Genomic DNA, 11,686 nt, shown 5'->3' with positions numbered 1-11,686 from the left:
CTAGCGGTGATTACCGGTCGCGAAGCCCAGGTAGCCAGTGTTCGGGTATGCACTGCTCGGGTAACCGCTGCTCGGGTAGGTGTTCGCGGATGCACCGTACCAGGAGCGGTAACGGGAGGTGTGACCGTGACGCGGACGCGACGGGTAGGAGGGGCGAGTCACCGGGCGGGACGGGCGGGTCCTAGCCTTAGGAGCGGGGGTCACCTTCGGAGCCGGGGTTGCCTTAGGCGCGGGGGCCTGCTGACGCTTAGCGTCCTCTTCAGCCTTCTTGCGTGCCGCCTCTTCAGCCGCCTTCTTGCGTGCTGCCTCAGCCGCGGCGGCATCGGCAGCCTCACGGTCGGAGCGGACCTGCTGAACCGCGCGGGCCGCATTCACAATGCCGGAACCGCACGCGGACTGGTCGCACTCAACACCCTGAGAGGTGGACTGCAGAGCCTTCTTCGCCTGAGCGTACGTCAGCTTCGGGTCGACCGACTTCATGAGCGCCACAATACCGGCAACATGCGGTGCCGCCATGGAAGTGCCCTGGTACTCGGCGTAGTCGGCCTTACCGGGAGCAGTCTTACCGGCGTTCAGGGTGGAGAGAATACCGCCACCCCAGTAGCGGCGGTCGCCACCGGGTGCGCTCACGTCCACGCGGGAGCCGTAGTTGGAGAAGTAGGAGCGCTTGCCATTCTTATCGGTTGCGCCCACATTGATGACGTCCTCGCAGTTGCCGGGGCTGGACTTCGAGGCATCAAAGTTGTTGTTACCCGCTGCGACGACCACGATGGAGCCACGCTTATTCGCCTGAGCAATCGCCTGGCGGTACGGGGTGGTGCAGGTGCCCTCGCTACCGATGGACATGTTAATGACCTGGGCGGGGTTCTGGTTTGCGGGGACACCGCGCACACTACCACCGGCAGCCCAAATAATGCCGTCGGTGATGTCCGAGTCGAAGCCGCCGCAGGCGCCCAGAACGCGCACGGGCACGATCTTCGCCTCGGGTGCCACGCCGGCAATGCCCTCGTTATTGTTCGCGATAGCGGCAATGGTGCCCGCCACGTGGGTGCCGTGCCAGTCGGAGGCGGTCGCCTTCGAACCGGTGAAGCACTGGTTATCTACGGTCCAGTTGCCGGCATCGGTCGGGTCGGAGTCGCGGCCGTTACCGTCGTTGGAGAACGCCGACTCGGCAATAAAGTCGTAGCCGGGCAGCACGTTAGCGTCCAGGTCCGGGTGGGCGGTAATGCCGGAGTCCAGCACCGCCACGGTCACGCCCTTGCCGCGGGTGGTGCCCCACGCCTCCAGGGCGGAGATGCCCTTATCACCGGTGAGGGACCACATTCGGTTCATCTTCGGGTCGTTGATCTTGACGGTCTCCGAGGTGTTGTCCACAGTGGCGTAGCGGCGCATATCTGGCGACACGGAGGCGACCTTGGAGTTCGCGCTCAGGGCGTCCATGTACTGCTGCGCCTGAGCGGGGGTGAGCTCCGCGGAGGTGGTGACCACGCTGGCATCCAACGCGGTGGAGCGGACGTAGCTGGTCTTAATGTTCAGCAGCTCGTCAATGCTCTGCACCTCGGAGCTGATGCCCGCATAGAGTGCGTCGCTCCAGGTTGCCTGCTGGGTGCCGGCGGCCGCGGACCAGTCAATCTGATCTGCGGTGGCGTCAGCGGAGGCGGCGTTCTTCGCCTCATCGGTGTAAGTGATGATGAAGCGGTTGTATGCCACGGGCGCGGACTGGGTGGTGTTAGAAGCCTGTGTCGCCACAGAAGCCTGGGTTGCGTGGGTAGCCTGCGCGGTGGGTGCCGCCACGGCGGGGATCACGCTTGCCGAGAGCAGGCAAGTTGCGGTGACGAAGCTCAGCAGGGAACGCTGTGAGGAGCGTGCCTGCGAGGGGCGAGCAATGCGAAGCATGGACGTCCTTGAGGTGAGTGGTACCGGGTGCGCACGATGCGGCGTAGCGTTGCCGTCTCGCGTTGAGGGCGTGTGCTCGGTACGAGTGAATACGGAAGAGTGAGGTGTTGGTGCATTGTGTGTGCTGTGAAGTGGTTCCACAATGTGCGTGCACGGGTACGCACCGTGAGATACTCTAGCACCCTTTTTCAGTTACTTTATGAATAAAATAACCTTTGTGATGCAGGTCATTTTATGCATAGATGAGTAAAACTTAAATCACTACTTTAAGTCGCGAGAATATTCCGACTAGGCATTTCTTTATCTGCATTTACATGAAAGAAAAATCTCATTATTTACGCCACACTATCGAGTTTTAGCCCCGCCAAACATAGAAAAAGGTGCTAGGATAGCGATATCTCACCACATAAACTACTTCCGATGAACTCCCGCACGGGGGTTTAGAGAAAAATACACATCAATGCAGTGATGTGCATTTTCTTTTTCTATTCGCTCCTCACAAGCAAATATGCAAAAGAATGCAAATATTTTCTCGAAGGTGCATTTATGTGAGTGGATGACCAACCCACTTGCCGCTTCCGGCACTCACATACGCAAAGGACCCCGATGTCTTTTACCACTCACCCCTCAGCGCGCGGTGTCGCACGCACCGCGCTGAGCCTGGGCACCGCCGCAGCACTCGTCACGACCCTGGGCGCCCCCGCATCCTTCGCGGCACCCGCCAAGGCTAACGGAGCCGAGCGCGCCAAGGCGCACACCACCATTTCCTCCCTCAGCTCCGCACAGCAGAAGGCAGGCTTCAACCGATTCGTTATCACCTACACCGATAGCGCTCTGAACGCAGGTGGCATCAACTGGGCAAGCCCCGCAGGCACCCAGGTTGCCACCTGGAACGACGGCCTCTACCAGGGTCTCACCTCCGAGGTGAAGAGCGTCGATGACCTCTTCAAAATCAAGACCAGCTACGTACGCACCACCGCTCAGAAGGCAACCGTGGTGACTCTCTCCTCCAAGCTCACCGCGGAGCAGGCAGAGAAGTACATGGCGGCGCTGAGCTCTAACCCCTCCGTCGCGTCGGTTGAGCCCGACCTGCTGCGCCGCTCCAACGCACGCACCCGTACCGCCGCAAACTCCAAGGTCGCTCAGGTAGCCCAGGCTGCCCAGGCGTCGAACCAGGTTGTGGCGCCGAACGACACCCTCTACCCGCAGCAGTGGAACCTGCACGGCACCAAGGGTCTGGCTACCCCCGAAGCGTGGAAGACCACCCAGGGTGCCGGCGTGACCGTTGCTGTAATTGACTCCGGCATCGTCAAGCACCCCGACCTGGACGCTAACGTCCTGCCCGGCTACGACTTCATCACCGAGCCCTCCATTGCTCGTGACGGCAACGGCCGCGACTCCGACCCGACCGACCAGGGCAACTGGGAAGAAGCGGGCGTCTGCGACGCTGATGCAGAGGCAAGCGAGTCGAACTGGCACGGCACCCACGTTGCCGGCTCCATCGCGGCGATTATGAACAACAAGCGCGGCATCGCGGGAGTGGCTCCCAACGCCAAGATTCTGCCCCTGCGCGCCCTGGGCATGTGCGGCGGCTACGACTCCGACATTGCGGATGCAATGGTTTGGGCAGCCGGCGGCACCGTTGAGGGCGTTCCCGCGAACTCCAACCCCGCTAAGATCATTAACCTCTCCCTCGGCGGCGAGGGCACCTGCCCCGCAACCTACTCCAAGGCTATTGCTGAGGTGAACAAGCGCGGCGCGATTCTCGTTGTCGCAGCTGGTAACGATGGTCAGGATGCTTCCAAGGTCGCTCCGGCTAACTGCGGCGGTTCGATCGTGGTGGGCGCTACCGACCAGAACGGTAAGCGTAGCGACTTCTCCAACTACGGCAAGATTGTTGATGTGAGCGCCCCCGGCAGCAGCATCATGTCCACCGTGGATCTGGGTACCACCGTTTCCAAGGGTGCGGGCTACACCGAGTACGACGGCACCTCCATGGCGGCACCCCAGGTTGCTGGCGTGATTGCTCTAATGAAGTCCGTGGATCCCTCGCTGAACGCTGAGCGTGCAAAGCAGATTCTGAAGCAGAGCTCCAAGCCGCTCACCTGCGATGTGAACGGTTGCGGTTCCGGCATTGTGAACGCCGCGAGCGCACTGGCTATGGTGCAGGGCAAGAAGGACCCGAACCCGCAGGCAAAGCCCTGGCCGAAGCGTGCACCCAAGCACCCGACCCGTGCGGCTCGTGTTGGTTACGTAACTAACCCGGCTGTTAACCACAACCCGCCGTTCCTGATTACTGCTCACGGCCTGATTCCCGGTCAGTAATCGGCATGTTGCCAGCTCGGAAGCCGGTGAGCCAATAGGCTTCTGAAGGATGCCACATACAAAAAGCCCCCGTTGAGTTTTCTCAGCGGGGGCTTTTCGTGAACAGAACGCTGCGGCTTTTGGGGCTGCAGCTTGCTTCTCCCACCCACCCTCACGACTAACAGGTGGGAGAAATCTTTGGGTACGCCCCGAGCCTGTTGGAGGCTAGGGTAAGCGAGCTAGGGGCGTACCTGGGAGGCGCGCACACCGGTACGGATACCGGCAGCCTCCATGCGAGTGGACTCGTAGCTCACCGCGCGCAAGCCGGAAGAGGCGGCGATTGCCTGAGTCTTTTCTCGCGTATTTTCCTGACGCTGGGTGGGTAGAAAAACCCAGCGGCGCTGGACCGCGAAGCTGATCGGGATCAGAATCAGTTCGGTCAGGATCTTAGCGACCAGCAGGGACGCACCCAGGCCGGTCAAAGCTTCCATCAGAGCCGCGTTGGCTGCGAGGATGCCCACCGCCAGCACGGTGTACCGTACCAGCGAGGAGGATGCCGAGGGGCGTGCGCCTCCGTCGTGCATGAGCATTCGGTTGACGGTGAAGTTCGTCAGCGCCGAGATGACACGCGCACCGATTACGGCCGCCAGCAGCGGAGCGCCCATGCCCACCAGGACGAAGAGGGCGATAGCATCCACGAGGAAGCCGGTCAGGAAAGACGATGCCAGGAAGGCAAGCAGCGGTGCGTAAATGAGCGCCGAATCCTGCAGAGGCCTAAAGTGGCTGGTCGGGTTGCCGGGCTCGTAGACCTTCACGATGGGCACCTGCACCAGTTCCACGTCTGCGCGGGTTGCGCGTAGCAGCATGGAGAACTCGTACTCGTACTTATCGCCGGGAATCTGCAACAGCCAGTCCAGGATCTGCGGGGTGAAGCCGCGCAGACCGGTCTGGGTGTCTGCCACGCGAGCGCCGGTCGCCAGGGCGAAGAAGCCTACGGTTGTGCTGTTGCCAATCTTGGAGCGCAGCGGCACCTTGGTGCCTTCTTCGCCGGCGTTTGGGTCGGGCTTGGTACGCACGCCGAGGATGATGCTCCGCTGACCTGCCACCGCGGCGGTTTCGGTGCGCACGCCCACACGGAAGATGTCCCGAGGTAGGTGCTGGCCGTCCGCGTCGGCGGTGACGATGACCTCGCCGGGGCGGTTTGCTTTCGCCCAGGCGATGCCGGTGCGCAGTGCCGCACCCTTGCCCCTGTTGGCGGGGTGGGTCTGCACGGTCACGCCGTCGATGCGCAGTTCGGTAAAGATGGGTGCGTAGGCGCTGCCGGATCCGTCGTCAATCACGAGGATTTCGGCATGCGGGTCCTGTTCGCGCAGGGCCCGGGCAAGGCGGACCAGTGATTGGTCCGGCTTATAGGCTGGTATCAGGATAATCACGATGCGCTCCCTGCAATGTAGAGGATGTCGCTGGTGCCACGTTCCTTGGTGCCACCCTGCGGGCGGTTGACCAGCTTGTTGTTGAAGACCATGGCAGAGGAGCCACCACCGTCCAGGTTGTAGGCGCTCACGCAGCCGAGGTCCTTGAACATCTGGGCGAACTCGGGCATGGTCACGCCACGCGAGTAGTTGGTGGAGCGGCCGTCGACCACGATGAAGACCAGGTGGTTGGTGCCGAGCACGCCCACACCGGTTCGCGGCTGGTTGCCCTGGATGGAGTGGTTACCGAAGTTGGTGTCCACTTCGACGCTGTCGATGCCGTCGACGATTGCGGAGTCCTTGACCAGTGCGGGGCCGAAGGAGAGGGTGTTCCACACGCCCTCGTTGACGAGGGTCTGGGCGTTGGTTGCGGTTTCGTCGTAGAGCTTGACGGAGCCGTCGCGGTAGAAGGCCAAACCCTCGCGAGCACCGGAGTCACGGTAGACAACACCGTTTCGGATCACGATGCCGGTGGTACGGAAGCCGTAGTAGTCGCCGTTGATCGCCCAGATGCCGTTGTGTTCGGAGGCAATGTTCGAGGGGGTGTCGATGATGTTCTGGCCGAACTTGTTGTTGGCGAAGGCGCTTCGCAGCAGGGTTGCGTTGTCGAGCTTGATGTCTGCTACGAAGGAGACGACCGCGTCCGAGCCGCTGCCGGTGGTGTTGGAGGTGATGGTGATTGAGCCTTCGTTAGCGGTGAGGCTCTGGCCGTTGACCTTCACGCCGGTCAGTTCGGTAGGATCTGCGGTGGCTGAGCCGGAGGCGCTTGCGTTTGCCTGAGCTGCTGCCGCCTCGTAGGCGGTGGTGTCTTCGATTTCGGTGTGCTCTGCCAGGTAGCGGTTGTAGGCCCAGCCTGCGCCGCCGCCGACTACTGCGAGTGCGCCGAGGCCGCCTCCGATAAAGATACGGCGGGTGAGCTTCTTCTTGGCGAGCTTCTGTTCTACTGCGGCTTGCTCTGCGGCGGTTTGTTCTGCCGCGGCCTGGGTGGTCTGGTTGCTGTTCTGAGTCATGTTCTGTTCGTTGTTCATGTCTCTAGAATGCCGGGCTATTCTCTGCGCCAGGCATGACTAAGCTGTGCAAAAGCTATGTATGCTTATTCATTTCAAACTTTTTTATTACTGCCTATGCTTTATTACCAGATGGTGCTATGCATATTCATGTATAAACATGTGTATTGGCTTTGTGTTCCGCATAGTCAAGAACCCCCGCGGGCAACCTGTCCTCGCGCACACACCTGAGAGTGCATCCTCAAAAACTGCGGGCACGAACAAACTGCGGGTACGAACAATCTACGAACATGAACAAGCCGCAGGCACAAAAACTGGGGGCACGAAAAAAACCGGCTGAGCACCCCGTGCGGGGCCTCAAGCCGGTTCATCATCTATGAAATACGCTCGGTCGATATGCACCGAATCATTCCGCGTATTCTTTATGCCTCATCCTCGTAGGACGCGTACTTTTCTGCGTATGCCGAGTAGTCGTCCTCGTCGTCATAGCGACGGCGGGACGAATCGGAGGACTTCGTTTTCTTCGCGCTGCTGAGCTCGCGCTCGAGTGCGCTGTAGTCGGTCTCGGGGCTGAAGTACTTCATTTCCCGAGCCTGCCTTGTTGCTTTAGCCTTCTGACGGCCGCGCCCCATGGCGTGACCCCCTCTTTCATCCTGTCCGAGGCGAACAGCACGCGCGGCGCATCGCTCTCGGATCGTTCAACAGTCTTTACTACACTATAGAGTACCCTGTTTCAGCCCTGAATGTCTCGCTCAACGGCACCTATTTTGCGTATCATGACACTTCTTCGCACCGGAACAACCGTTTTATTTTGCACCCGCGGCTTTTTACCCCAGCCGCCACACTCCCTATATAACACGTAGCCCCGCACCGGATATATCACTACATCCGATGCGGGGCGAGTGTCTCTCCTTACCGGCTCACTCACAAGACCGGGTTCAGAGAGGGTACCGTGCAGGTCATGACATCCCGCACGGAGTCTAGGGAGGGCGCCCCCGCTTAGCTTGCGGTAAAGGAGCCCAGCGAGGTGGCGTTAGAAGCCAGGGTGGTGCTGGAGGCATCCACGCTATCGGTGGTGGTGTACACGGTGTAGCTCTCGCCCTTGGTGATCTTGGAGCTGGAAACCAGGATCAGTGCGGTGCTGGAGTTAGTCACCTTGTAGTTCGCCACCACGTTACCGGAGGAGTCGGCAACCTGTACGGTGGTGCCGGCGCTCAGGTTCGATACGTTGCTGATCTTCACGTAGCCACTGGTGGAGTTGGTCGAGGGTGCCTCGAACATGTCACCGGAGTTACCCGCGGCCACGGTCGTGCCGTTGAGCAGCAGGTCGCCGTTGGTGTCCAGGGATGCGTTACCGCCGGTGAAGGGACCGTTCACGATCAGGGTGCCACCCGAGAGGGTTGCCGTACCGTTGGAGTCGATGCCGTCGCCGTTCGCGTTCACGGTGACGGTACCGCCGGTGATGTTGATGGTTGCGTCGACGACCTCGAAGGTGCCGCCGCCACCACCCATGCCGCCGCCTGCGCCACCGCCAGCCGGGGGCTGACCCATGTTACCGGAGGGTGCCTGGCCGCCACCTGCAGGTGCCTGACCTGCGCTACCGCTGGGCGCCTGGGGTGCAGAGTTCTGGCCACCCTGCGCGCTCTGCTTAGTCGAGGTTGCAGTAGTCGACTCAGTGCTGGTCGAGGTGGTGCTGTACGAGGCGTTGATACCGTCATCGGAGCTGGTCACGTTCACGGTGCCGTCCAGGATGTTGATGTACTGCGCCTCAATACCCTCGTTCGCCTTGGTAATGTTCAGGGTACCGCCGGAGATTTCAAGCACGCGCTCAGCCTTGAAACCGTCATCACCTGCAGAGATGTTCACGGTACCGCCGCTCAGGCGCACCCAGCCGCGGTTGCCGTCGGTGTCGTTAGTTGCCTTGATGCCGTCCTTGGTTGCGGTCACGGTGATGGTGCCGTCCAGGATATCAACGTAGTCCTTACCCTTGATGCCGGTGTTTGCCGCGTTCACTTCCAGGGTGCCGGAGGCAAGGACCAGGCCATCAGAGGTGTGGATACCCTCTTCGTACTTACCTTCAACCTTCAGGGTGCCTTCGCCCGCCAGGGTCAGGTCACTCTTGGAGTAGATAGCTGCGTCGGGGCTACCGCTGGCGGTATCCGAGTAGGAGGAGCCGTCAGAGACGGTGTTGGTGGTACCCGAGGCGGTGTAGATAACGACCTCGTCCGCCTCAACAACGTTGATAGCTGCACCGGTGGAATTGGTGATAGTCGCGTTGTTCAGGATCAGGCGGACCATGTCACTGTCGGCTGCCTCAACCTTAATCTGGCCCTCGTAGGTGCCGGTGAGCTTGTAGTTGCCCGCCTTGGTGATGGTGATGACGCCGTCGCTGACGGTCACGCCGTCGGTCGCGGTCGGGTTCGAAAGATCGATAGTGACTTCGCTGGAGGAATCCCAGGTGACGTCCTTTGCGGAGTAGTGGGTGTCCTCGGCGAGCTTCGCGCCGCTCTTCACGTCGGTGGAGAAGGAGTCTGCCACCTTCGACGTGGTGTCCGAAGTGCTCGAAGCGGAGGTGCTGGTTGCGCTCGTCGCGCTGGTGTTCGATGCCGAGGTTGCCGAGCAGCCGGTCAACGCCAGGGCTGCCAGGAGGGTAATGGAGGTTGCGCTCTTGATCATATTGCTCTTTTTCACGGGTTTTCCTTTGTGTTTGGGTGACTACTCGCGGAGAGCTTTGCGCCACAGATTTAGGGAGTACAGGTTGTATGTGAAATGTGTGAGAGCGGTTATTGCCTGTGTGGGCCGAATAAAGCCGATGTTGTGCTTGATTCGGGGGATATAGATGAGGGGCTGGGGGTGCGGGTAAGGTAGGTGCACTACCCTACCCGCGCATCCCAGATTGCCGTTTTAGCCAGATTGCCGATTTAGGCGGCTACGAAACGCTCGGTCAGCAGCTTCTGGTAATCCTCTTCGGTCATGTCATCCACGTTCAGGCGGGTGCCCTCAACCGGTTCCAGGTGCATCCAGTTCTTCAGGGTTTCTTCCCACTTGTTGCTTGCCAGCTGCGGGTTCAGCGCCGCCATACCGGTTGCAAACTTGGAAATCTTCGCGGGGGTGATGCCCGCATCCCAGAGGTGCTGATCTGCCACGGAGGGCTCCACACCGGACTTGGTTTCGATGATGACCGCGTTCGGCAGACCGTAGGTGGTGCCAACCAGGTTGCCGTGGAAGTTGCGGTAGTTCACGCCCGCCATGAGGATGTTCTCAGACATGGGGGTCCAGGTCAGGGCGTTATCTACGGTCATACGGGAGGCGACCGGGTTCTTCTCGCTCTGCGGCAGGAAGACCGTGGTACGGCGGTAGCCGGTGGTCAGGACCGCCTCCAGCTTGTGCACGGGGCCGGCGAGAATATCGCCGAGTGCTGCGGTGATGTACTCGTGACCTTCCGCGGTGAGCGTATCGCGGTTCTCGAAGGTGTACGGGATACGCTTCTTGACGGTCATATCCTGCTCACCGTCGGTCTTGACCTCCAGGAAGGTCAGCTCCGAGTCCAGGTAGCTACGGGTACGGATTTTGAAGGTGTCATCGCGGCTGTAGGCTGCCGAGTGGTAGCTCTGCATCTGCGGGGTGTCGAAGTAGACCGAGTCGTAGGCGAAGTCGCGCTGGCCCTTGATTTCCATGACGGAAGCGTCTGCGTCGAGCATGGAGAGTACCTTGGCGGCGGTTTCTGCGTCGACAATGTACTTGCGGTCCACACGGGTCTGCATGGCTGCCTTCTCGTTCATGGCTTCGAGGCTGATGCTCTTCCACTCTGCGGGGATGATGTTTGCGGCTGCGTTAGTCATGGGTCTTCGTCCTTCTGGGGTGCCGCCCCTGCGTGCTGTGCGCTGGGGGGGGCGGCGTGTCGTGGGTATCGGAGATGTTTGTGCAGTTGGAGTGAATCGGAGGCTTTTGTACCGGCTGGTTTTACTTGCCCACCAGGGTGCGCTGGAGCGGAACCATCCTGGTGTCCAGGGTGGTGTGCGCCTCGACGGTGGGAACCTGAGGTGCTGCCGGGTAAGCCGCAGGAGCCTGCGATGCTACCGGCTGAGCCGCAATCGGTGCTGCGTTAGCCGGTGCCGCCTCCACTGCCGCGGGGGTGCCGCCCTCGGTGGTTTCCTTGGACTGGTAGGTGACGGTGGCGCGGGTCAGGTTGTTCACCATGTCCAGCTCGGTGATCTTCGCCGAGGTGACGGTGTAACCCAGGCGAGCGCTCAGGTATGCCTTGAGCTCTTCCTCGTCGCTAATCGCACGATCGGCGGTGACGGTCTGAGTCAGCTCCTTAGAAACCGGGGTGCTGCGCGAGTCGAGAATCGCGATGAGGCCGACCAGGGTAGCCATGAGGCCGAAGGCGATGTACGCCGGGCTAATGTTCACACCCGCGATCATGCCGACCGAGAGGGCTACGAAGTAGTAACCCACCTCGCGCTGGCTCAGGGCGGTGGAACGCAATCGGATAATCGACAGGACACCGAAGAGGCCCATACCCATAGCGGATGCGTTCGATCCGGCGGATACCAGCGCCACCGAGACGGTGAAGATGCCGGCGTTGATGACCGCGTAGGAAATCATCAGTTCGCGGTTGCGGTGCCGCACCATGTAGAGGGTGCAGAGAGCTGCGATGGCTATGGCATCGGCAATCGCCATGGTCAGAATAGTCATTGGGTGCTCCAGATATCGTGTCGTGATGTTCGCTTAGCTCTAGCTGTCTGTTCTTCAGCTCAGTGCTTTGCGTCTTTCGTTTTCTGCTTGGTATCTAGAATCCCGGTCGAAGCTGTGTTTGCCCTGTGTTGCCCTTAACTTAGAGATAAGTGTTAGAAGTCTCTAGTAAATCTGCTGGTCAGATACACTAGAGGCTATTATTTTTTCCTCTCTCCACTACGTTTTCTGCATCTTCTGCGGTGTCAAAAGGCACAAAAAAATGGGCCCCCTCCGATATGGAGGGAGCCCATAAAAGCAGCTAAAAACTTA

8 protein-coding genes are annotated in these 11,686 nt (G+C 60.4%); 1 reads left to right on the top strand and 7 read right to left on the bottom strand.

Features of this window, described 5'->3' with window-relative positions; translation table 11 throughout:
• On the bottom strand, nt 1-1,896 hold the full coding sequence (locus ROTMU0001_RS03815) for a S8 family peptidase (RefSeq protein WP_005508222.1): 1,896 nt from the start codon (nt 1,894-1,896) through the stop codon (nt 1-3).
• A 606-nt stretch (nt 1,897-2,502) separates the two neighbouring features.
• On the opposite strand from ROTMU0001_RS03815, the gene ROTMU0001_RS03810 reads away from it, so the two are divergent.
• A complete protein-coding gene (locus tag ROTMU0001_RS03810; RefSeq protein WP_005508221.1) occupies nt 2,503-4,221 on the top strand; it encodes a S8 family peptidase in 1,719 nt (572 codons plus the stop codon).
• A gap of 218 nt (nt 4,222-4,439) precedes the next feature.
• On the opposite strand, the gene ROTMU0001_RS03805 is transcribed toward ROTMU0001_RS03810, so the two are convergent.
• The 6 genes from ROTMU0001_RS03805 to ROTMU0001_RS03780 form a co-directional block, all read right to left on the bottom strand.
• On the bottom strand, nt 4,440-5,633 hold the full coding sequence (locus ROTMU0001_RS03805; RefSeq protein WP_005508220.1) for a bifunctional glycosyltransferase family 2/GtrA family protein: 1,194 nt from the start codon (nt 5,631-5,633) through the stop codon (nt 4,440-4,442).
• Nucleotides 5,630-6,700 carry a phosphodiester glycosidase family protein gene (locus ROTMU0001_RS03800; RefSeq protein WP_005508219.1) on the bottom strand — a complete coding sequence of 357 codons (1,071 nt, stop codon included), beginning with the start codon at nt 6,698-6,700 and terminating at the stop codon, nt 5,630-5,632. The genes ROTMU0001_RS03805 and ROTMU0001_RS03800 overlap by 4 nt, the downstream gene beginning before the upstream one ends.
• A gap of 401 nt (nt 6,701-7,101) precedes the next feature.
• Nucleotides 7,102-7,311 carry a DUF3073 domain-containing protein gene (locus ROTMU0001_RS03795; RefSeq protein WP_005504588.1) on the bottom strand — a complete coding sequence of 70 codons (210 nt, stop codon included), beginning with the start codon at nt 7,309-7,311 and terminating at the stop codon, nt 7,102-7,104.
• Nucleotides 7,312-7,678: 367 nt separating this feature from the next.
• Nucleotides 7,679-9,370: a carbohydrate-binding domain-containing protein gene (locus ROTMU0001_RS03790; protein WP_005508217.1), complete on the bottom strand. Its 1,692-nt coding sequence runs from the start codon at nt 9,368-9,370 to the stop codon at nt 7,679-7,681.
• A 230-nt stretch (nt 9,371-9,600) separates the two neighbouring features.
• Complete coding sequence (locus ROTMU0001_RS03785; RefSeq protein ID WP_005508216.1) at nt 9,601-10,521, bottom strand: polyphosphate polymerase domain-containing protein; 921 nt, start codon at nt 10,519-10,521, stop codon at nt 9,601-9,603.
• Between the two features lie 121 nt (nt 10,522-10,642).
• Entirely contained in the window at nt 10,643-11,377 is a 735-nt protein-coding gene (locus ROTMU0001_RS03780; protein WP_005508214.1) for a DUF4956 domain-containing protein, read from the bottom strand.
• Nucleotides 11,378-11,686: the final 309 nt, after the last annotated feature.

The organism is Rothia mucilaginosa ATCC 25296 (assembly GCF_000175615.1).
Taxonomy (GTDB): Bacteria; Actinomycetota; Actinomycetes; order Actinomycetales; family Micrococcaceae; genus Rothia; species Rothia mucilaginosa.
This window is presented reverse-complemented; position numbering and strand designations above follow the sequence as displayed.